The following is a 22,601-nucleotide window of genomic DNA, read 5'->3' on the forward strand; positions in this document are numbered from 1 at the left end:
TGCATTGAGTGACAAGTGCAGGCCTTTTTTAAGTGAAATGGACGCATGATCTCAATACCAAAATTCAAAGCGAAATACCACATTGAGCACGTAGAAGGTGATGGTATTTTTCTCCTGTCTGAAAACGAACATCATGTTCTTGAAGGCGAAAGTTTGCAGTTTATAGTGCCACTTATTAACGGTAAAAATTCATGGGATGATATTTCAAACCAAGTATCCCATGTGCTAAGCAAAGAAAGTATTCAGCATGGTTTTGACACCCTGCTAAACAACGGCCATGTCGTTGAGCACGACGAATACATGCCAGATGAGTTTGCCCCGTTTTGGAATGAACTCGGAAAAAATTCGGTTCAAGTTCAAGAAATGGTGAACAATACCAATATTCATCTTAAAACTGTCGGACAAGTGAATCCATCTCACTTTGTAGACACCTTAGGCGGCTTTGGTTTTCAGCTCAACAAAGACACCGCGCCGACCTTTATGCTCGTGATTGCCGACGATTATCAATACGACGAACTGGCCCCCATTAATCAATATTGTTTGGATCATGGCATTCCTTGGCTCTGCGTTAAGCCTTCGGGGTTGAATCCACTTATTGGCCCATTATTTGTGCCTGGACGCACCGCTTGCTGGCGCTGCATGGAAAACCGTATCAAGCACAATCGCGAAGTGGAAAGTTATATTCAAGCCAAAACCAATGCGCAAACCCCGTTGCCCTTAACCCGCTCAAGAATCAACATGACCGAGATGCAGGTCGCTTCAATGGCTACCATGCAGCTTGTCAAATGGCTTGCTCACGGCTACAACCCAGAGTTGGAGTCCAGAATCGTGAGCTTGGACATTTTCTCATTGCAGCAACATGGGCACTATCTGGTGCGCCGACCTCAGTGCAGCGCGTGTGGCGATCCACGTTCCGCACATGTTGCGGGAAAACCCTTTTATTTAGAAAGTCAGATTACACTGCCTGAATCTGACAATGGTAGCCGACTTGAATCACCTGAAGCCACATTTAACCGATATGCACATCATATCAGCGAGTTGACAGGCATTGTTAAAGGTATTTTTCCTGCTCATGGCATTGGAGAGGGCATTCTTCATGTGTACTCTGCGGGCCATAACTTTGCATTGAAAAACGACAGTTTGTTCTTTCTAAAAGATGGGTTGAGATCAAACAGTTCAGGTAAAGGACGCTCACCGGAACAGGCGCGTACCAGTGCACTGTGTGAAGCAATTGAGCGTTTTTCAGGATTGTTTCGTGGCGAGGAGGAGGTGATAACCAGCTCGTTTGAAGCGCTAAAAGACAACGCCGTTGATCCCCGCACCTTTATGTTGTTTAGCGAATCTCAATACAAGGAAAGGGAACAGTGGCTCAGCAAAGGAAGCCGTTTTCAAATTGTACCGCTGCCTTTCGATGAAAAAGCAGAAATCAGCTGGTCACCCGTATGGTCTTGGACGGACCAAACGGTTAAATATATGCCAACTTGCAACCTCTACTATGGTTATCAAGACTCAGACGCTACCTTTTTTGGCTGGGGAGACTCTAACGGTAATGCCGCTGGCAGCAGCAAACAAGACGCGCTGCTTCAAGGATTCTTAGAATTGGTAGAACGAGATGCCGTGGCGATTTGGTGGTACAACCGCTTGACGCGCCCGCAAGTAGACTTAGATGCGCTGAACGACCCCTATTACGCGCAATTAAACACATTTTATCAGGCTCAAAACCGTGAGTTTTGGGTGTTAGATCTCACTACCGACCTCGGTATTCCCGCCTACGCAGCCATAAACCGCCGAATCAATCATAACACCGAAGACATTATTATGGGGTTTGGTGCCCATTTAAATCCCAAGATAGCGATTAACCGCGCGATTACAGAAATGAATCAGTTCATGCCTGCGGTATTGAATACCCACGAAGATGGCACTACCCAGTATACTTTCTACGACAGAGACGCTATCGAATGGTGGACCACTGCCACCCTTGAAAACCAACCCTATTTAAAACCTGCTGCCAAAAAAGCACCGCTGCCGAAAGCGCTTATTGATGACTCCCTCGACATCAAACTTAAGCTTGAAGCCTGTTTTGATATTGTTGAGAAGCTAGGACATGAAGTGTTAATTCTCGACCAAACTCGACCCGATGTCGGCTTGCCTGTGGTCAAGGTGATCGTGCCGGGATTACGCCATTTTTGGGCGCGCTTTGCCCCAGGCCGCTTATACGATGTCCCTGTAAAAATGAAGTGGCGTAAGTCAGCAACTGACGAAAAAGATCTCAATCCGATCCCCATGTTTTTATAAAAGGAACACCGCAAATGGACACCGACATTAAAGCCGTATTCCGACACCATGTCGATGAACAGGCCGCTCGGCATTTTATTCAGTCGACGGCATTATTGGCCCCCAACAAGATCGAGCATCTTGTGGGTAAACTCACCAACGGTGGTGCGCCGATTGAACCGAGCAAACCGAATGACACCCACATTGACACAGAAAGCCGCGTTCTGAGTCAGTTGTCACAAAATGGGTTTATAGAGCTAAAAATTGCCGCGGATTCTCCGCCGCTAACATTATGCCCGTCGAGCGAAGCGTTTTCTTTGCACGACAACATCGATCTGTCAGCAAAAACATGGAGCGTGTCTCGGTTTACCTATATGCATCAGCAGGAAGGTAAAATGATTCTGCGTAGCGCACAGGCCCATTGCTACCTTGAAGTAAACTCGCCAGAACTCATGGCACTGTTGTTTCAGTTTACTCAACCCATAGACAAAACTAAGCTAAATTACCCTGATGCGCTTAAAGCCTACCAATCAGACATATTTTTCATGTTAGTCAAAGCCAAGGTGATTCACCCTCACACCGATGATGATTCGCACGCAACACCAGAAAATACGGTTGAACAGCAATGGGACTTTCATGATCTGGTCTTTCATACGTCAAGCCGAGTCGGACGCTCGGATAAACCCATAGGCGGCACATATCGATTCAAAGGAAAACTCGCCCCTCAACCACCGGTTAAGTCGCACACATGGACAGACGACGTCGTGCATTTACCTTGGGCTGATGTGGCTTCGCTTTGTTACACAGATATGCCCTTAACGCAGGCATTAGAAACCCGCAAATCCACGCGTACCCATAGCATTATTCCCCTTACTCTTCAGCAACTGGGGGAGTTTTTATTTCGCACAGCCAGAAATCGTCACTATTACGACAGCGATGGCTTTGGTCAGTTTACCAGCCGTCCATACCCCAGTGGCGGAGCCAGTTATGAGCTTGAAATTTACGTGACCATCAACGCCTGCACGGGCATAAAGCGTGGATTTTATTATTACGACCCACACCATCATGCCTTGTGTTTGGTGAAGTCCCCATGTAACGAAATGGAAATGCTATTGCACGATGCTTACGTTGCCACCGCATTGCAATGCCGGCCGCAAATTTTATTCACATTCGCTAGCCGTTTTAATCGCGTGAACTGGAAATATCAAGGTATGGCTTACGCCACCCAGCTTAAAAATGTGGGGGTGTTATATCAAACCATGTATCTGGTAGCGACGGCCATGAACATCGGCGCATGTGGATTAGGTACAGGCAACGCTGAGCGTTTCAGGCAGTTAACGCAACTCGACTATATGGAAGAAGGCTCGATCGGCGAATTCATGCTGGGTAGACCCCTGTAAAACGCACGGTGCAAAATTCTTTTTAGGTAAAACTATGAACGTGAACGACCAAGACAACACAGACTACTATGCCATCGGGCCGTATCTGTCGACCATTCGAGGCCTCGACCTTCCTACGACTGCCGAGCATCGACAGTACATCATCAATCAATTGCTCATTGCCATTAAAGACTATTACGTTCATTTACCGATAAAGCGCGCAGCATTTACTATCGATCCGGTGCAAGAACTGACGTTACTGCTGAACAAGCAAGACAGCGATTATGAGGGGCTGTCCTTTTTTCAGCAATTGCTCAGCATTATCAATCGTCTTCGGGATCGCCACACAGTGATCACGCTGCCATTACCTTGGAAAAATCTGGTAGCTTACATTCCTATCTTGATTGAGCATTACATGGACGGAGCCTCTCCCAAGTACATCATTTCGAAAAAGCTATACGGCTATAAAAACGATGCACTTGAACCTGGCACAACGCTCACCCATTGGAATGGTGTTCCAATAGATAGTTATCTGGCTCGTAATCTAGCATCGACCTCGCAAGGCAGTAATATATTTGCAGCCAAAGAATTAGCGCTTGCTAACCTCACGATTCGCCCGCTCGCATACAGCATTCCACCCGATGAAGATTGGGTTACGCTGTCTTGCATCACGCCCTCTGGCAAACCACAAACATGGGTCTTTCCTTGGAAATACTTTGCTCAGCCCATTCAAACTGATACCAGCAACCAAAGCACAAAAGGGCAAGCACATGCGCTAACCAACGGTTTAGATTCACGCATGCTGCACGTGAATAAGTGCAAACGAAACTTCTTTCAACGTAAAGACAGCCCCCTTAAAAAAGCGGATCTTTACCAAGATCTCACACCTGTAGATGACTACTTACTTTACGGCACCCTTACAACGGCATCTGGCAAGGTGGGTTACCTGCGCTTCTATTCGTTTGAAGTGGGTAACTTGTCGGCCTTTATCAGAAAAATAGTCAGTGTTTTAAAACAACTCCCCCAAGATCGCCTGATCGTAGATATTCGTGGCAATCCTGGCGGGCTCATTCCAGCCGGAGAAAGCCTTGCGCAATTGCTTTGCCAACACCCAATCAGCACTTCGCCCGTGGCATTTCGCAATACATCGTCTACCGCCAAATTAGGCAAGTTAAACGGGTTTACATTATGGGAACGCTCTTTGGATTTAGCCAATGTCACTGGCGAGGTGTTTTCACAGCACTTTTCACTCACCGATGTAGCCTCTCTCACCGACTACCGTTATCCCGGTAAAACGGCACTGATCATTGATGCCCTTTGCTATAGTACCTGCGATTTTTTGTCGGCAGATTTCAAAGACAACAAGATTGGCCCGATTGTCGGTACTAGTGGTAGAACAGGTGCAGGCGGAGCAAACGTTTGGCCTTTCGACACCTTAGTGCAGTTTGCCATGCAAGCTGGCGATTCTCGGCTTGCTCCCTTACCGTTTGGCATGGGACTCAACATTGCGATGCGCCGCTCCATTCGTACCGAACAAAGTGCAGGCCTGCCCGTAGAAGATTTAGGGGTTGAACCAGATTACATACATCATCTTACCTATGATGATCTGCTTTATCGCAACGTAGATTTATTAAACTTTACGGCAGATTTATTGAAGCAGTCTTCGCCGTAAGCACAGCGAGGCTTAAAGTTAGTGCGATAGGTCAAACCAAATCTAAACCTATCGCTCATTTTCCTAACGGATTACCTTATGAAGCAGAATGCGGCTGGGAGTCTTCAAACAAATAATGCTTAAGCGTAAATTGCGTCTGAAAACCTAGCTTTGAATACACAGGCAGTCCAGCCTCAGACGCTTGTAGTACCATGTACTCAGCCCCCGAGGATTTAGCCTTCGATAGCAAAAAATGCATGGCGACTTGTGCCAATCCTCGCCCTTGAAATTTCTGACTGACCGCCATTTGATGCAGCCCTATGACATTATCGGTGCGGTACAACAACGCACTCAATGCAGGTTGATTCTCTATCACACCTAAAAAGATTGTGACATCATCCTCTGTGAGTAGCGGCAGCAACGCGTTGGCATCAATCTCGTAACCGAAGGCGTCGCTGCATACCGTCAACCAATCCCGCAACAGGCATTCATCTTTAACCACCTGCATGTGGAGGTGGTTCGTGGGCGATACAGCAGTCGCTTGATAATGATGCAGAGGCAAGTACATCGCCGTTTGCGCAAATTCAAATTGCCATTGCTCACTGACGTGCTCAACATCGCACGAGGCATAAGGCCAGCGAGACAGCCTATGGGTTTTCGGAGTATTGAGTAATTGCAATGCCAAATCCGATTTGCCTTCCACCCACGCGCGATAGGGCCAAGTATCCGATGCCATCAACTGCGATCCACCTTGCTGCATGACGCAATGTGCACCGTACTTTTTCCACAATCCAGTCAAGTTATGAATGTTAGCGTGATCAATATCCATGTTTCGTTCCTCCATTAATTAATACAATGCCCAACGTCATTGCCACTATACCCAACATGACACGCAGCGAAATGGGTTTAATAGGCTGTTCAAACCAACCAAAGTGCCCTGCAATCACCGCCAGAACCAGCTGCCCCGTTAACGCAAAAGACATCATGCTGCCTACCCCCATCTTTGGAATCAGGTAGTAATAACTCCCCACGCCAAATGCGCTCAACATGCCACCGAACCATAAGTAACCTGGTATCGATTTTACATCCTCTATTACTGGCAACTGACGCTGAGAGAGCAACATAAATGACACGGTAAATACGCAAGCCAATAGAAACGCGATGACCGTCGCCAAAAGTGGATTTTTAAGCAGCACACCCAACCGCGCATTCATCGCTGCCTGAAAAGCAATGGCCGCTCCAGCAACAATTGCCAGCAATGGAAATGTCCACATGTTACATCTCCATCACCAAATGCGATTGTGCAAACCGCACTTTTCGTCGTTGGCTGTAAGGATCCTCGTTATGCCGATAACCAATCGGACACAGCACTGTTGATGCGAGTTGTTTGTCGTTCAGGCCGAGTAGCGCGTCAACCGCGGTAGAATCAAACCCGCCAATCGGACTGGTGTCGATGCCCATCATCGCCGCACTCGTTAATACATTTCCCAGCGCGATATACACCTGTTGATGCGCCCATTGTTGGCGTTGTAGCGTATTCATTGACGTTATCGACGACTCAATCATATCAACATATCGCGCTAGCGATGCTTCGGGTACATCTTTATTTTGCGTTGCCAATTGCGCATATTCTTGTGCCATATGTAAATCGACATCGGTTCGTGCAGCAAAGAGTAAGAGATGAGAGCTCGTTACCACCTGTGTTTGATTGTAGGCCAGCGGCAATATTTGCTGACGCAATACCGCTGACTCAATGACGATAATCCGATAAGGCTGAAGGCCATACGATGAAGGACTTAGCCGTGCAGCTTCGATAAGGCCATTCACCTGTTCGCGGGATAATAATTTGTCGGCGAAGCGTTTTACCGAGTAGCGCCAATTTAGTGCATCAATGACATTCATACATAATCTCCTATAACGATGTGTTTCGTGTATGGAAGACAGCGTAACGAGAAGCCGACAAGGCGTCCTTTACATAGGTTGATTTTGAAATATTATTTTTGAGGCACTGCTTTTTTACGAATTCGACTCAACTGCGTAGGCGTTATCCCCAAATGGGACGCAATGTGATACAGAGGCAATCGGTCTACCAGATTGGGATAGTCTTGAATAAATTGAGCGTAACGTAATGACGCCTCGTTTTGAACCAACTCAATTTCGCGGGCATCCTTGTGCAATAACCAATTCTTCTCAAGATAAAGAATGTGATAACGCATGAGATCAAGGTGAGAGAACAACAATGTTCGAAAGCCCTTAAAGTCGATTTCAACCAACACACTTTCTTCGACGGTTTCAAACCCCAAGCGCGAGGGTTGCGATGTCAGCAACGCTGTCATCGACCCCGGAAATTGTCCTTCTGCAAAAAAATTTTTATTGTACTCATGGCCTTGCTCATTGATGGTAAAGCTCCTTACCAAGCCATTTACCACAAAGCCAAACCGCGTGGGTACGCTACCCGCTTCATACAGCATCGTGCCTTTAGGTAACGTGCGCACAGCGCAATGTTCACATAGCGCTTCCCATGTGGTCGCTGACAATGGCGCATACCCCTCCATCGCCGCTTTTAACGCCTGTAAACATGCCTCTTTCATCCTTGGTTCCCTTTTATTTCTCGGTTTGAACCTCGTTAACCGCAGAAGTTTACGGAGAAACAAAAAGAAACGCTACTTAACGGCTAAATGGTAGGGTGAATTGATGATACATACTCAATCAGTAACGACCAAACGTTCCTCGCCGTATCAGTTCTTGCCCATCATCACCAATGATCAACATGCGGTGCGCTTCGTTAAACCAAGGTAAATGAGGGGTGCGAGGGTATTTAATTCTCATGTTGTAACTCCATATCTATTAAATTAAACACTAAGCGATTACTTAGCTGTTAGTGAAATAGGCACAGCTAGCCCCCCCATATCTTCATAAGTTGTGAGATTGCCAATATGCTGTGCTTTGATGGAATTACATCGTTCTACCCTCTAGTCAGTTCTTTGGCTTTAGATTGCCGCTATTCCTAAATAGCCGCCAACCGATTGCTTGATAATTTCAATTAATTCTTCATCCATGTACTGGTACTCGTCTGGAATATCGAGTACATGAATATCTTTGTAATCTAAAAGTCGAGTAAACTGAGCTTTTAAGCGACTTTTATGTTTTTCTTCCATAACAAAAATGACGTCAGCCCATTGCATATCTTTGGCTGTTGCAGTCCTACGCGCCTTAGGGCTCGTACCCGCTGACCTTACAGATACTTCGGGATGGTTTCTCCAGACTTGTTCTCCCGTTGGACTACGCCATTGGTTTCTGCTGCATATAAAAAGTACGTTTGTCATATCTAATCCTTGTTGATTTTGCCCTAGCGGCTTTTTCTCGCCACAGGAGCAAACTTTTCTCCTTTAAACGTCTTTACCGGGTTGCCTCGTTCGAGTTCCCAGTGTTGTTGCCATCGCGCTTTTTCTTGAGAAGTCATTTGCTCTTGCTTCAGCATTTCTAACTTCTGAAAGAGCAAAGCTCTGGCTAAACGTTTGTTTGCATGTTGACTACGTTCACTTTCAACACGCACTGAAATACCACTTTCACTATGTGTTGCACGCACAGCCGAATCGGTTGTATTCACATGCTGGCCACCTGCTCCCGATGCCCTACACGCTTGGAACGTCACACCGCTATCAAGATTTGACTCATCAACGTCGAACATTTGCCCACTGAAAAACCAATTCTTACGTCTATGTTTAGGTCGAAAGCTACTTTGACAAACCCATAACATAGCTCCTTGCCAAGAGAGAGCCAATTGCTTGGCTTTCTCCTCATACTTTGAATCCAGCTTTAAGAGTACTGACTTGAAACACCCCTTTTCATCGGCTTCAACTGTATCGACAACATCAAACTCTATATTTTCAGCTCGACATTCCTTTTCAATCACTTTTAGCGCTAAACCAATGGCCTTACAGCATTCGATAGGGCCTTGCCCTGATGATAATTGCAGTAATATCATGACGAACAATCACCATTGGTTTTAAACGTTAACACTGGTCGTAATCTAGCCACGACCTCGATTAACCCTGCTCCAACCATATCGCTAATTACGGTTTCGCACTTTTTATAGGCTTGCGGCGCTTCGTCATATAGTAGCTCCTTGTTACCACACACCACACGACTGCCCAGAGCAGTACGATACAAGTCCTCGCGCTTATATTTATGACCTAATCGTCCATGACATTCACCGCGTTTCCATTTTCTGCCAGCGCCATGTGCCAGTGAATAGAGGCTAGTCACCATACTTTGATCTACACTTTCAATTGGCTTGACTAAATAGCTGTAATCACCACGCGAACCTGGAATAACGACATACCCTTTATCGCTTGGCGTAGCACCTTTTCGATGTAACCAACCTTGCTGACCTTCTATTTCTTTCGGTGAAACTAGATTGTGATTTACATCTAGAGCACACTCTCCGTTAGCTCGAATAGCTTCAAGAAATCGTTTAGCAATGAACTCTCGATTTAGCTCTGCCCAACGCACCGCTTCATCATGCTTTTCCATGTAACCTTCGAAGTCATCAATTTCGCCGCTCGATTCTCCAATTTCGATTCCTTCATGATTATGTGTCGTCACATGATTAACTAAAATCGATTGCCCTAACCCTCTTGAACCAGAATGCACAAGAAGTTGAAGGTGCTTTTTGTTTAGCCCAAGTTCGTCCAAAGCCCCTTGGTCGTATATTTCATCAATTGCCTGAAATTCAGCAAAATGATTACCGCCACCAATTGTGCCTAGTGCATGGTCATAAGTATTCGTTGTAATTCCTTTTTCCGACTTTCTGGCTTCAACATACTCGGTCCAGCTGTCATCCAGTGGCTGTTCTACATGCTCAAACTTTTTCGCTAACTTATCTAAGTTAACCTTGGTTACTTTTGCTGAGGTTTGCCAAAGCGACATACCGCAGCCAATATCGTTTCCCACTAACGCAGGATAAATTTTGTTAGTTGTAAAAAATGCTGCGCCAATTGGATACCCTCTTCCTGGGTGTAAGTCAGGCATGCCAGCTACTCGCTGCATCCCTTGTAATTCTGATGTTTTAATCAGTTGTTGCACTGCTAGCCCTTCAATCCACGTATCAGTAGACGCAATAAGGCTAACGCTTTCAGTAATCTTTTGGACGGATTTGCCCATAGTACCAATTCCTTAAAATAGGATTTAAAACGAAAAACGTATTGGCAGGCCTTATTACACTTGTAAGTGACCGGGGCGTAGCTTTATCAGCAAGCTAGAGAGTTATTGGATAGCTTCCTGCTACTTATCGGACAAGACCTGCAAAGGGTAATGATGTATTTGTCATGATTTTTACTCCTTCACAGTTAGTTGATGTAGTGGATGATTTTGATTCGCCTAAATATTAGGCGGGCGCATATTAATCAAACACATGCCATAAAGCAATAAAGAATTGATAAACATTTATACTTCTGCGTTAATAACCACTATGAAATGGACTAAGTTAAACCATCTTGTAGAACAAAGGATTGCTTCATCTATCCGCCCTAGATTCGCTAATAACAGTACCGCATATGATGCCTGTTCATGCGGCCATGCATGGCTCATTCTTGACCCAAAAGTTGTTGCCAATTTATACACCAGAGCATCTTGGAACATTCCTAGAAAGTTTGATGAGTCCAACAAAAATTGGGTATCCAAAGATCCTGATCTAATCAATGGAATAGCTACTGCGAATAGTGACGAACTAAGCAATTACGGAGAACTGAGTCGTCAAGATGCATATCAAGCTTGTTGGGGGTTTGTTCATGACTTGAGTATTGAGCATGCCTTGGTCTAAGAAGGCCCGCTCATTCAAACATTGGCAGTTATTGATAAGAGAATAGGTAAGAGAGGGCTAAAAGAGATAGAAGCTGAAAACCTGCACCCTCTCGCTTAAAAGCTTCTATTAGAATGATCTATTGCAGAAAACATAGAAACAAAGTTAAAAGAAAAACATGAATGAACTAATTAAATGCTCCTGTTGCGACAAAATGCTGCCTGCAAACCAAATGGAACTGACCTTTGGTTTACCGGACGAAATTTTTGCGTTACCTGAACAAGAAAAGGAGGTCAGAGCCGAGGGAAGCACTGATCTTTACGTATTAGATGGTAATCGATTTTTCGTGAGAGGCTTAATCCCTTTACCCGTTGAAAATCGAGAAGACTATTGTTTAGGCGCTTGGGCTGAAGTCTCTGAAAAAGACTTCGACAGAATTGAAGAATTATGGGACGTAGATGTTCGAGCAGAAGAGCCCCGCATTAACGCGACCCTCGCCAACGCATTTCCATACACATTATCTGACGGAGTGATTGAATTAGAGATTCAACTTCAAGACAGCAAATCTCGTCCCATGTTTTATATAACATCACATGGCTGTACTCTATTTGACGAGCAATCAAATGGAATTTCTGCTCATAGAGCATTTGAATACACTAGCTATACCAATAAAAATAGGTTTTCAGTCATAGAAGAAGATGAGCTTGAGTCTACGTCATGTAGCTGTTGTGAGAGTGAAATTAAGCTTTTCTGCGGACGAGTTGAGAACCAACTTGGCGATATAGAAGCAGATTATTGGATTCGTATACCAACAGGGCACCGTAACAAATTCACCGTCGCCATTTCCATAGATAAAAATGATTACCCCCGTGTCGCTGTTTTATATGGAGAGAATGGTGATGATGGTCTTACCTATTGGATACAAGAAATTAAAAACTCCCCTTGGGAGGACTTTGGTGATTATGGAAAGGTTATTGGTAGAGAAGGTGTGCTAGCAGACCAATATAAAGCTTTTTTCTTCGATGTGGTCGACCAAATTGCGGCACAAGACACAAGATTGAAAGCTCAAATTGGTCGAGATAGTGAGAGTTTAAATTAGATGCCATTCACGCCATTTCACATGGGACCGGGGATATTGATAAAATCACTGTTACAAGGCAGCTTCAGTTTAATGGTATTTGGCTGGACTCAAATTGTAATGGATATACAACCGTTAATAGTGTTGATAACGGGTGAAGGTCATTTGCATGGATTTACCCACACTTACGTGGGGGCAACGTTAATTGCGATCTTCTCAGGATTAACAGGAAAATATCTTTCAGAAGTTGGCTTAAAAGTACTACATATTACCGAGCATGGTACGCCTATAACCATCCCTTGGTGGGTAGTATACCTAAGTGCATTTTTAGGCAGTTTCAGCCATGTTTTACTCGACAGTATTATGCATGCTGATGTAGAGCCTTTCTTTCCTTTTAGTTTACAGAATACGTTTTTGGGTTTCATTCCTGTTTCGATGTTGCACAAGATTTGCTTGTACAGTGGGTTAGCTGGCGCAGCCCTTTATTTCACTATTCATTGGAAGCTTAAAAGAAAAAGATGGATCTCATGAAGTCTATACTGCTGCTATTGGGCCTTGTTTCGTTTACTCCCTTAGCAGAAGAAAGCGTCTGCTATGGAACAACCTCAAACGGCAGATTGGAAGATGGTGTAATGTTGCCCGCTTAAATGATTGGAGCGAAAAACAGAGTATAGCGTTGGTATGTATCTAACCAGGCAAACCTTAGCAAAACGGCTTTGTCGAGAGATTTAATGCTTCATTCCGAAGAGAAATCTTGGATGTATATCTGTTTGAGAGCATCACCCAAGTCAGGGAAATGTCTTGGTTCTGGCGGCTAGATTATAACGAAGAAAGCACGCATGAAAGCTTAGGTAATCTACCACCGGCAGCTTACCGAGAGAAACTGGAAAACTCTAATTTAGAACTGTGTCATTAATGGGGAAGTGGACAATCCCCATTTCAACAGATAAATCGATGCAAAGCTCTAAATCATACAGTGGATACTGCTCATAAAAGCTGACCGTTTCTGGCTGCGCTTCCCGAACCAGCCCTAATCGTTTTTCACCATCGCTTAAAAAGTGATGACGGCGTTCAGTTTTTATACCTGAAAAGAAATGTCTACGTGTGCCTTTTGGCCCTGACCATGCTTTAATCAGCGGCTCATATTGGCCTTTTGCTAAAGTGTTTAGCCAAGTTTCAATAATTGATGTTGCTTTGTTTAACCTGATTCTCATTCGCTAACTCTAAAATTCATTTATATTTTAGAAATAGCAATAATTAGCCAGATTTTCAATTTACAGAATCTAATATAAATTATTGTTTTATATAAATAATTAACCTTATATTAAATGATAGGAATGAAAAAACACTGCATCACTTGAAAATTACTTTTAATATTTTCAAGTGTTTAAAATCAACTATTTATTATAACTAATAATACATATAAACTCCTTAGTATAGCGCCATTAGTTATATAAAAAGTATTCATTGGGACAATTTAGTCTATAAAATTAAAATTTTTCTACCGAATTTTGTTTACGTGAAATAATACCGAAGATATTTTCTTAATTTAGAAAGCAATTCTTAAAGCCCTGCCTTCGACTTCCGTATTGCTCTCAGTTTCCAACCTCAAATATCAAAACAGTTGTGTTGTATTGCCTCATCTTCCATCTTTGATAAATCGACAATTGGAGAGCAGGCAACGAAGCTACCTTTATTATCCAAAATAAGGCTTTCCGTGTTTGTAACCATAACAGTTAACTCTTTATTTTTATGTATTACCTTGCCTACTAATTGCTTGTTAGTGTTGGTTACTAAAATAGAGCAGCCAGCAAACCTTCCTTTCTTTTCATCACTCAGTTCAAGTGAAATACAAACTTCATTGCCTATATCCATTTTTCCACGTTGCAAGCCGTATTCATAAGACATCGAGAAACCCCATGCCAAGTACATGAGAAAAGTTACCAGAAAAAGTACAAGCCCATAAAAGCCAAGAGCAAACATTGCAGGATAAGCGATAATCTTCTTAAACCATTGCTTAGCCTTGTTTGAAGGGTTGCTTTCTGCAACATCTAATTTTGGGGCAGCTTCAGGTCGCTCCTTTTTGGCTTTTGGAAATATTATTGCAAGCCATATTCCACCTAAAATTATGAATACTAAGGTAGGCCAGAGTCCCATAGTAAAAAGCGATTCGGTATCTTCTAACGTTTTTTGATGGAGATCTCTTAAAAACAAAGTCGTCTGAAATGTAATCTCTTGCTGAGAAATTTCAATTTCTCTCAACCCAAGGCCCATTCCTTCAAACCTTCCCTTTAAATAGCTGTATCCAGCGAAATGATTAAATGTAACAAGCATACCGCCAATAAAGGCCAATACTGAACCAATTTTTGCAAATGGTAAAAGCTGCGTTAACGTACTTTGTTTTTCTGACATCTATTCTCCTACATATTTTCTTCCAAGTGTCTTTTTACGGAACTTTACTGGTGCTTCTTTCTTTGGTATTGGTGTAAAATTATTAGTTAAGTGTTCTCGATACCATCTTCGCTTTATTAGCCTGCGCATAGGTTTTAAACGAAAACGAAGTGAGCAGCGACCTAAACGTAACCCACAATTGCACGGGCATCTCAATTTATTTGCATCGCGATATCTGAATCCAAGTGCCTTTAGAGTGAGCATAACTGGTTCTTTACCTTTTACTCCAAACAACTTTTCATAGTCATCTATCAGTCCGTCTTCACCATGCTCCAACTCACCAAACGGTGCGCTACCAAATTTGACCTTGTATGCGATGCTAAAGAGGCAAGGCTCTACAATTGAAGCAAAAAAGCCTTCAAATTTAGAATTGTCAAAACAAGCCATTCTCAAACGAACTTCAGAGGTCAAGCATAGAGAGCCATCTTTATATGTATGAAAGTCAGGCGTTCTGGGAAATTTGTTTGAGGTCTCATAAACAGTAGGTACATCGTTCGGATACCTGCTTGGTATTACTATCTTTAGGTCAATGACATCATCAATTATTTGACCGTTTTCAAACTGTGCATACAGCTCATAAGTTCCTTCTAACTCAACAAAATCATCACTCAATTGAATAATTCTGAGGGTACTGTGGTGAGCGAGAAAATCTCGCACACCTAATTCTTCTAGCCATGTCATCTATAATTTGCACCAAGGGCGTGATGAGGACTGAGGAACAGCTTTGGGTTTCGGAGGAGCAACCGCTGGAGCTAACCCTAATGTTTTAGAAACAAAGGTGCTATCTAGACTTTGGTTAAATCCTCTTTTAGCCGCTTCAAGAATGTTTTTGACATTTTCTTTACTGCGCAAAGCCTCAAAGTCTGCTTGTGCCTGAAATAACCAGCGATTGAAGTTGTTTTCTAGATTTAAATGCCTGTGCTCGTCGGAGTACCACTTATCAGCAAAATCCTCCACCGGGTTTACGGGATTTGGAACGCGAGGAATAGATGGTGATATCAATGCTCCCATTCTATTCAAGATATTTTCCATTGCAGATACTAGATCCGACTCACCTGAATAAGCCTTTGCAGCTAGTGTTGTGATAATAATTGAGATTGGCTTTGAATCATCGTCGTTTTCAAACATAGTATCGCGATGGCGCTTTAACAGTTTAATAACCATCTGAAGCGGTGTCTTCCATCGATAATTAGGCAATTCTTCTATACTGGCTTTAGCTTCAAGCATTCTTTGATTAAGAACTGCTTCGGCTAAGCGCATTCTTGATTCAAACCATTGGGCATATCCTTCGGGATTACTGATACGCCAATCATTGGTATATAGGCTGTATTGTGGGTCACTATTATCCGTTATTGATACAGCTAGTTCTGATACCTCTTCTGCTAAAGTACTGTTGAAACTAGAGGATTCAATCATTCGCATTTCCAGAATAGATTTCTGATCCAAATCCTCCGGGATGCATGGAACAATATCCATATGAAAGCTGATATCATCAGCATAATCTAAACGCCAACAGCGACGTTTCTCATCTAATGCAGCTTGTATGCCTCTAGCTTTTCGATATTGTTCAAGCTCATCGCCAACAAGGTTTTTCAAATGCTCTTGAGTAGCAACGTCTTTAGTAATGCCTTCTTGTAAATTACAACTCATATCAAGATCATATTGCTCACCTTTAAGTGGACGGTTCGCTGTTCCTAGCCTAAATGACCCTTGTGGGCTAATTTTCGGTTCAAACCTTAAGCACGTTGATTCCTCGCGATGAAGCCATTCGCCAAGATCTATATATCGACCTTCTGCTCTTTCATACGCGCTATCAGGTAGTTCAATAGCCGATAAAATATTCTCTAAAATTGCATTGCTTGAGTTATCAGCCATTGCTGCCTCCTGATATTATTAACGATTTGATAAACTTCTGTTTTAAAGGGTTATGGTCGTAAACTACCCAGTCCATATCTGCCTTCGGCATTCTTGCTCTTCCAAGCTCAATACTGCAACTGACGGGCATAACTGGAAATAAATGCAATGGCGAAGCGCTACCGTGGTACTTTTTAATATCCACCATAAGCTTTCGTATAGTTTGTCTAAACAAGACGAGTTGAAGTTTTGATTGAAGAAAGTCGTTGTGTGGCGCTTCAACAGTTACTTCCCACAGCGAGATGTTCTCACCTAATACGGTGCGTACTCTTTCATGGTCAACGTTGTCGCTCAATGATAATAACAATACTGCTGGTGCAGTCTTATCTAGGGGTTCTTTTACGATGAATTTAAAGTCGTCATCGAAAGCTTGCCATCGCCAACCTTTAGGTTCTCGATGAGGCTGAAAAGTTTCAACATCTACTTTATCAGTAAGTAATACGCCGAGTTTAATCAAAAGGGGTTGGGGAGCTAATGCAAAAACTGAAAAATGCTTACAATCTTCATGCTTAATATATCGTGCAATTGTGTTTTTAAATTCTTCATCTAAGTGAGCGTTTTCAGCCTGCCAATATTCGTCACTACCATCGCGAAGTGATGAATGCATTGACAATAAAATGGGTTTTTCATTTGCAGGATAGTAATCAGGAAACATTGCCGAAACACAATCATGAAATACCAATGGTGATGACTCTTGTCCTATATTTGCCCCATACATGACTACATGCGACTTTTTATCACTAGCTATGCCAGTAACAACTTCTACCCTGTCTTCATGCTTACTTTTCCAGCCAATGAGCATATCCGCAGGATAACGCTCTGGCGCTCTATCAATTTTCAAATGACATTCATGGCAAGCTAACATCAAATTGCTAATATCATTTAACTTATCAAGACCCATTTTAAATGGTCCCCAGCCTCGCGGCCCGTTTTCAGAAAACGAATATATATGTGCTTTTTGCGCAGTATGCACCGATTCATTGGTTACCGAAGATCGAAATAATATTTTATTACAACCGTCAAACTGGCAACGACCAGCAGATCTTGCCCATAGCTCTCTTTCAATAGTTGGTTTTATATGACGAGTAACTTCAGTAGCCATAGCGCCTCCTACAACTTACCAACCAAGGGATGGCTTCTGGGTGTAATCGCATCTAAGGCCAAATGGCTTAAGTATCCAGCACCAGCACATAGCAAAATGCCGCGAATCACTTTTTCAAACCTATCTTCAGGTTGCCAGTCATAAGCTTTCTTTACCCCATATCCAACAGCAGCCAGTAGTGCAATGCTATGGAAGAACTGTCTATGGTTTGGATTCTTAAATGCTGGTTCAATAATATCTGGCAGCTTGCCAAAAAAATTCCCAACAAGAGGCCCTGCTACTAAAAGCTCAGGGGTTTCTTTAATTGTATCTTTGTCCATCAGTGGCACTGCCAACCCAACGGCAGTGCCTGCAAAGCTATGTGCGTAACCATTTGCCAAATTTATTTTTCCTTCCGCACGCCTTTAAATGGCGTTTTATCTGATGTTTTTACATCCATAAATCTCCCCGTTACCGCATCACGCTTAACATAGTGACCAGAGGGGGTTTTAGTTTGAGAACGACTTCTGACAGCGCCATGTCGTCTGTTGTCGCCTGCTTTTCCATTTGTAGCCGTAACTCACCTCATTAACTTCAGTTTATTTATTAACAACTGTTAATATCGTAATCCATCTAGCGAATTAGATCAACAACTGTTAATATTTAAATTGACGGAGGGATATATTATGGCTGACAAACATCAGCAAGCTTCGCTTATTAGTAAAAACATCAAGCATATGAGAGAAGTGCTTGGTTGGACACAGGCGAAGCTTGCAAGTGAAGCTGGAGTTACGGCAGCAGCATTAAGTAAAATTGAAAAAGGTGATGGTCGCATACCGACAATCGTAGTGTTGCGGAAAATAGCCTCAGCACTAAATGTAAAACCGTATGAAATTACTGGTGAAGATGCACCAGAAGATACCGGAGATAAAAAGGTAGAGTTTTTTCGCAAATGGGGAGAGCTTGATAAATTACCAGAAGCAGATCAGCAAATACTACGAGATATGATGGAGCGCTTCACTAAGAAGTAAAGGAGTACAAGTGGAAGAACAAAAAGGAGCAATGGAAGCGGAGTCGCTATTAGAAGATTTAGGCTTTGACCAGTTACCTATAAAAGTAAGTCAATTTATTGATGCCGTTTCAGATGGCAGTTTCCCTATAACGATGGAATTTCACGCATTTTCATCTGATCAGTTTTTGGGAAAAGCGGTGGGTAATAGTGAAGGTGCTGGCATTATAATAAATAGCAACATTCCTGATTCACGAAGATTAAACTTTACTGCTGCTCACGAAGCTGGACATGTCTGTATGCATGTCATGACGGGAACATCTCAAAACTTTTCATGCGGTAATAAAGAATTAGGGGACTATTTTCGTGATCCACTTGAACGTCAGGCAAATGGTTTTGCAGCAGGCTTATTAATGCCTAAGCGACTAGTGAAAAAGCTTACCGGCGGTGACGTAAACTGGCAAAACATTAAACACATATCGGATAAATGTGATACTTCGCTAGAGGCCGTTTTTCGCAGATTATCATGGTTAGAAAAAGCGCCAGTTGCAATGGTGATTCACCAAAACAAGCAATTTAAGCGATTCGTTCCTACGAGTCACTTTGACTTTTACATACAACAAACCAACTTAACTTCTGAACAGTTAGAAGCATGTACAAATGTCAGCCAAGAACCGTTTCCTAGTGATTTTGATGTTGTTGACCCTATTGATTGGATTACACCTGAGAAAAAGGGATTACGTTTAACTGAGTTATATATAAGCTCAATAATGTTAAACGATGGCTATATTTACACACTACTTAGCTATGACGACGATTGCTTAGAAGAGATTGAAGACTAAATAGAAAAACGCTGAGTCAATTAAACATTCATAAAAATAAGGCGATAAATATTATATCGCCTTATTCCAATATTATAAATTAACCAACTTAATTAAGATAACCATCTAAATTAAATCGTTAACCAACTTAATTACATGACCGCAGTATCCCACTACTCTTCCCTATACGTCTCTATGCTTGGGCAGGAGCAGATGAGGTTGCGGTCGCCGTATACGTCATCGATGCGGTTTACGCTTGGCCAGAATTTGTTGCGTTTCACTGCGTCTACTGGGTAGGCGGCGAGTTGTCTGTCGTAGCTGCGTGTCCATTCTGCGTCGCATATATCATCAAGCGTGTGCGGTGCGTTATGAAGTGGGTTGTCTGTTGCATCCCATTCGCCGCTGTCGACTTTGGCGATTTCTTCACGAATGCAGATCATGGCCTCAATGAAGCGATCCATTTCGGCTTTGGCCTCTGATTCAGTGGGTTCAATCATGAGTGTGCCAGCAACGGGGAAGCTCATGGTAGGTGCGTGGAAGCCATAATCGTTTAGGCGCTTTGCCACGTCCATCTCAGATACACCGCTCGACTCTTTAAGTGGGCGCAGGTCAATAATACATTCGTGTGCCACACGGCCATTTCTGCCACGGTATAACACGTCAAAGTGGCCCTCTAAGCGCTTCGCGACATAGTTTGCATTAAGCATTGCTACTTCGGTCGCTTTTTTCAATCCTTCGCTACCCATCATTTTGATGTACATGTAGCTGATGGGCAGAATCGACGCACTGCCAAATGGCGCAGCCGATACCGCGCCGTTGCCGCGCTCGGTATTGTCGATGTTAATCACACTGTGGTTAGGTAAAAATGGCGCAAGGTGCGATTTCACCCCGATAGGTCCCATGCCTGGGCCGCCGCCACCGTGCGGAATACAGAAGGTTTTGTGCAGGTTAAAGTGTGAAACGTCAGAGCCAATGTGGCCTGGCGACGTAATACCAACCTGTGCATTCATGTTGGCCCCGTCCATGTAAACTTGCCCACCGTGCGCGTGGACTACGTCGCAAATTTCAGTGATGGTTTCTTCATATACACCGTGGGTTGACGGGTACGTGATCATAATACACGACAAGTTCTCAGAAACTTCTTCTGCTTTGCGACGAAGATCGTCCATGTCTACGTTGCCGTGCTTGTCACAATCTACCACAACAACTTTCAGGCTCACCATCTGCGCTGAAGCAGGGTTAGTGCCGTGTGCAGAGCTCGGAATCAAGCATACGTTACGGTGGCTTTCTCCACGACTCGCGTGGTAACGCTGAATCGCCAGCAAACCTGCATATTCACCCTGTGCACCAGAGTTAGGCTGCATCGACATTTCATCGTAGCCCGTCATGTTCAACATCCACTGATTCAGCTCGTTGATCATCTCTTGGTAGCCTTGCGTTTGATTCATCGGAGCAAACGGATGCATTCTGCCAAATTCAGGCCAAGTGACGGGGATCATTTCTGCGGTTGCATTCAATTTCATGGTGCATGAACCAAGAGAGATCATAGAATGATTCAAGGCAAGATCTTTGTCTTCAAGCGATTTAATGTAACGCAGCATCTCGGTTTCTGAGTGATACGAATTAAACACTTCGTGAGTTAAAATTGGCGTTGTACGAACTAGCGCTTCAGGAATCGACTCAGAACCAATGCTAACAATTTGGCTGTCTAGCGCGTCGATATCTACCGCGTGACTGTCGCCACCAAAAATAGCAAATAAGGTCGTCAAATCCGCGCGAGAGGCGGTTTCGTCGAACGATATACCTACCGCATTATCTAAGTCTGAACGCAGGTTAATGCCTTTCGCATACGCCCGCTCAAGAATGGTGTCTTTCTTGTCGCCCACATTAACGGTTAAGGTGTCAAACCATGTGGTGTTTTCTAGCTCGTAACCTAACTGTTTTAGGCCATCAGCCATAATATCCGTCATACGGTGAATGCGGCTAGCGATGGTTTTTAAGCCTTCAGGGCCATGATAAACAGCATAGAATGATGCCATGTTCGCCAGCAATACCTGTGCAGTACAGATGTTTGAGTTGGCTTTTTCACGACGAATATGTTGCTCACGGGTTTGTAGCGCCATACGCAAGGCAGGACGACCACGTGTATCTTTTGAGACGCCGATAATACGTCCTGGCAATGAACGCTTGTAGGCATCACGCGTAGCGAAAAATGCCGCATGTGGGCCGCCGTATCCCATCGGTACGCCGAACCGCTGCGCCGAGCCGAATACAACGTCTGCGCCCATTTCACCCGGTGATTTAATCAACACCAAACTCATAATATCGGCGGCCACCGACACGACAGCTTTGCTTTCTTTTACCGCCGCAATCAAATCAGTAAGATCTGTCAGCTCGCCTGTAGTACCCGGGCACTGGAATAATGCCCCAAATACATCGTGATTGACTGCGTCTTCGGCTTTACCCACCAGCACTTCAAAACCAAACATTTCAGCGCGAGTGCGCACCACGTCAATAGTTTGAGGGTGTACGTTGTCAGCAATAAAATACAGCTCAGACTTTTTATTTTTTGACACACGCTTAGACAAGGCCATCGCCTCTGCCGCTGCGGTCGCTTCATCAAGTAACGACGCCGACGCCAGCTCAAGCCCCGTCAAATCAATCGACAACTGCTGGAAGTTCAACAACGCCTGTAATCGGCCTTGTGCAATTTCAGGTTGATATGGCGTGTACGCCGTATACCAGCCGGGATTTTCCAGCACGTTACGCAAAATAACGTTAGGCGTCAGTGTGTCGCTGTAGCCCATGCCAATAAATGAACGGTTGATGGTGTTCTTAGCAGCTACGGCTTTTAATTCTGTCAACGCGTCGTATTCTGTTTGCGCGTCGCCAATATTAATTGATTCAGCCAGACGAATGCCTTCAGGCACGGTTTGCTGCATCAATTCATCTAATGAAGATGCGCCAACTACGTCTAACATGTCTGCCATTTCAGCCTCACTCGGGCCAATATGACGGCGAATAAAATCCTGTTTTTGCTCTAACTGAGCCAGTGAAAAATTTGCGTGTGACATAAACAATCGTCTGAGGGTAAGGGTTAAGGTAAAACCGTTGAACAATCAAAAAGGGGCGAGTTTGTT

Annotated in this window: 21 protein-coding genes and 2 pseudogenes; 9 read left to right on the top strand and 14 right to left on the bottom strand. The window is 43.7% G+C overall.

The features are described from left to right. Positions 1–45: 45 nt before the first annotated feature. The 3 genes from OE749_RS01735 to OE749_RS01745 are packed head-to-tail and all read left to right on the top strand — an operon-like array spanning position 46 to position 5,325. Positions 46–2,295: a TOMM precursor leader peptide-binding protein gene (locus tag OE749_RS01735; protein ID WP_263710618.1), complete on the top strand. Its 2,250-nt coding sequence runs from the start codon at positions 46–48 to the stop codon at positions 2,293–2,295. A 14-nt stretch (positions 2,296–2,309) separates the two neighbouring features. After that, the gene (locus OE749_RS01740) at positions 2,310–3,674 is read left to right on the top strand and encodes a SagB/ThcOx family dehydrogenase (RefSeq protein ID WP_263710619.1); all 1,365 of its coding nucleotides are present in this window, start codon (positions 2,310–2,312) and stop codon (positions 3,672–3,674) included. Positions 3,675–3,708: 34 nt separating this feature from the next. Continuing rightward, positions 3,709–5,325: a S41 family peptidase gene (locus OE749_RS01745; RefSeq protein ID WP_263710620.1), complete on the top strand. Its 1,617-nt coding sequence runs from the start codon at positions 3,709–3,711 to the stop codon at positions 5,323–5,325. 76 nt (positions 5,326–5,401) lie between these two features. Here the strand turns inward: OE749_RS01745 and OE749_RS01750 are convergent, their stop codons facing one another. The 7 genes from OE749_RS01750 to OE749_RS01780 all read right to left on the bottom strand — a co-directional run bounded on the left by OE749_RS01750 (position 5,402) and on the right by OE749_RS01780 (position 10,470). Further along, entirely contained in the window at positions 5,402–6,133 is a 732-nt protein-coding gene (locus OE749_RS01750; protein WP_263710621.1) for a GNAT family N-acetyltransferase, read from the bottom strand. Next, the gene (locus OE749_RS01755; RefSeq protein WP_263710622.1) at positions 6,123–6,578 is read right to left on the bottom strand and encodes a DMT family transporter; all 456 of its coding nucleotides are present in this window, start codon (positions 6,576–6,578) and stop codon (positions 6,123–6,125) included. The genes OE749_RS01750 and OE749_RS01755 overlap by 11 nt, the downstream gene beginning before the upstream one ends. 1 nt (position 6,579) lies before the next feature. Beyond that, the gene (locus tag OE749_RS01760) at positions 6,580–7,206 is read right to left on the bottom strand and encodes an NAD(P)H-dependent oxidoreductase (RefSeq protein ID WP_263710623.1); all 627 of its coding nucleotides are present in this window, start codon (positions 7,204–7,206) and stop codon (positions 6,580–6,582) included. 92 nt (positions 7,207–7,298) lie between these two features. Continuing rightward, positions 7,299–7,895, bottom strand: coding sequence for a Crp/Fnr family transcriptional regulator (locus tag OE749_RS01765; protein WP_263710624.1), 597 nt, complete (start codon positions 7,893–7,895; stop codon positions 7,299–7,301). 399 nt (positions 7,896–8,294) lie between these two features. After that, positions 8,295–8,630 (bottom strand): low molecular weight protein tyrosine phosphatase family protein, encoded by a 336-nt coding sequence (locus OE749_RS01770; protein ID WP_263710625.1) that lies wholly within the window; start codon positions 8,628–8,630, stop codon positions 8,295–8,297. A gap of 23 nt (positions 8,631–8,653) precedes the next feature. Then, on the bottom strand, positions 8,654–9,292 hold the full coding sequence (prfH, locus tag OE749_RS01775; protein ID WP_263710626.1) for a peptide chain release factor H: 639 nt from the start codon (positions 9,290–9,292) through the stop codon (positions 8,654–8,656). Then, positions 9,289–10,470 carry an RNA ligase RtcB family protein gene (locus tag OE749_RS01780; RefSeq protein ID WP_263710627.1) on the bottom strand — a complete coding sequence of 394 codons (1,182 nt, stop codon included), beginning with the start codon at positions 10,468–10,470 and terminating at the stop codon, positions 9,289–9,291. The genes prfH and OE749_RS01780 overlap by 4 nt, the downstream gene beginning before the upstream one ends. 307 nt (positions 10,471–10,777) lie before the next feature. Here OE749_RS01780 and OE749_RS01785 point away from each other — a divergent pair. The 4 genes and pseudogenes from OE749_RS01785 to OE749_RS01800 all read left to right on the top strand — a co-directional run. Next, positions 10,778–11,227, top strand: a pseudogene (locus OE749_RS01785) (SF0329 family protein). A 58-nt stretch (positions 11,228–11,285) separates the two neighbouring features. After that, on the top strand, positions 11,286–12,206 hold the full coding sequence (locus OE749_RS01790) for a DUF2199 domain-containing protein (protein ID WP_263710629.1): 921 nt from the start codon (positions 11,286–11,288) through the stop codon (positions 12,204–12,206). Further along, positions 12,207–12,716: a metal-dependent hydrolase gene (locus tag OE749_RS01795; RefSeq protein ID WP_263710630.1), complete on the top strand. Its 510-nt coding sequence runs from the start codon at positions 12,207–12,209 to the stop codon at positions 12,714–12,716. Positions 12,717–12,861: 145 nt separating this feature from the next. Further along, a pseudogene (locus tag OE749_RS01800) lies at positions 12,862–13,101 on the top strand (integrase core domain-containing protein); the annotation flags it as partial. Here OE749_RS01800 and OE749_RS01805 read toward each other — a convergent pair. The 6 genes from OE749_RS01805 to OE749_RS01830 form a co-directional block, all read right to left on the bottom strand. Beyond that, positions 13,079–13,399 carry a PDDEXK family nuclease gene (locus OE749_RS01805; RefSeq protein ID WP_263710631.1) on the bottom strand — a complete coding sequence of 107 codons (321 nt, stop codon included), beginning with the start codon at positions 13,397–13,399 and terminating at the stop codon, positions 13,079–13,081. The pseudogene OE749_RS01800 and the gene OE749_RS01805 overlap by 23 nt on opposite strands. Positions 13,400–13,793: 394 nt before the next feature. Beyond that, a complete protein-coding gene (locus OE749_RS01810; RefSeq protein ID WP_263710632.1) occupies positions 13,794–14,597 on the bottom strand; it encodes a hypothetical protein in 804 nt (267 codons plus the stop codon). Beyond that, on the bottom strand, positions 14,598–15,317 hold the full coding sequence (locus tag OE749_RS01815) for a hypothetical protein (protein WP_263710633.1): 720 nt from the start codon (positions 15,315–15,317) through the stop codon (positions 14,598–14,600). Then, entirely contained in the window at positions 15,318–16,511 is a 1,194-nt protein-coding gene (locus tag OE749_RS01820; RefSeq protein WP_263710634.1) for a nucleotidyltransferase domain-containing protein, read from the bottom strand. After that, positions 16,504–17,652 carry an HNH endonuclease gene (locus OE749_RS01825; RefSeq protein ID WP_263710635.1) on the bottom strand — a complete coding sequence of 383 codons (1,149 nt, stop codon included), beginning with the start codon at positions 17,650–17,652 and terminating at the stop codon, positions 16,504–16,506. Before OE749_RS01825 ends, OE749_RS01820 begins: the two co-directional genes overlap by 8 nt. Positions 17,653–17,660: 8 nt before the next feature. After that, positions 17,661–18,032, bottom strand: coding sequence for a metal-dependent hydrolase (locus tag OE749_RS01830; protein WP_263710636.1), 372 nt, complete (start codon positions 18,030–18,032; stop codon positions 17,661–17,663). 285 nt (positions 18,033–18,317) lie between these two features. Between OE749_RS01830 and OE749_RS01835 the strand changes: the two genes are divergently transcribed. Both OE749_RS01835 and OE749_RS01840 read left to right on the top strand, forming a co-directional pair. Continuing rightward, complete coding sequence (locus OE749_RS01835) at positions 18,318–18,662, top strand: helix-turn-helix domain-containing protein (RefSeq protein ID WP_263710637.1); 345 nt, start codon at positions 18,318–18,320, stop codon at positions 18,660–18,662. A 10-nt stretch (positions 18,663–18,672) separates the two neighbouring features. Then, positions 18,673–19,482, top strand: a complete 810-nt coding sequence (locus tag OE749_RS01840) for an ImmA/IrrE family metallo-endopeptidase (protein ID WP_263710638.1) — start codon at positions 18,673–18,675, stop codon at positions 19,480–19,482. Positions 19,483–19,634: 152 nt separating this feature from the next. On the opposite strand, the gene gcvP is transcribed toward OE749_RS01840, so the two are convergent. Next, the gene (gene gcvP / locus OE749_RS01845; protein WP_263710639.1) at positions 19,635–22,535 is read right to left on the bottom strand and encodes an aminomethyl-transferring glycine dehydrogenase; all 2,901 of its coding nucleotides are present in this window, start codon (positions 22,533–22,535) and stop codon (positions 19,635–19,637) included. Between the last annotated feature and the right edge of the window lie 66 nt (positions 22,536–22,601).

Source organism: Fluctibacter corallii (assembly GCF_025751585.1).
GTDB classification, from domain to species: domain Bacteria; phylum Pseudomonadota; class Gammaproteobacteria; order Enterobacterales; family Alteromonadaceae; genus Fluctibacter_A; species Fluctibacter_A corallii.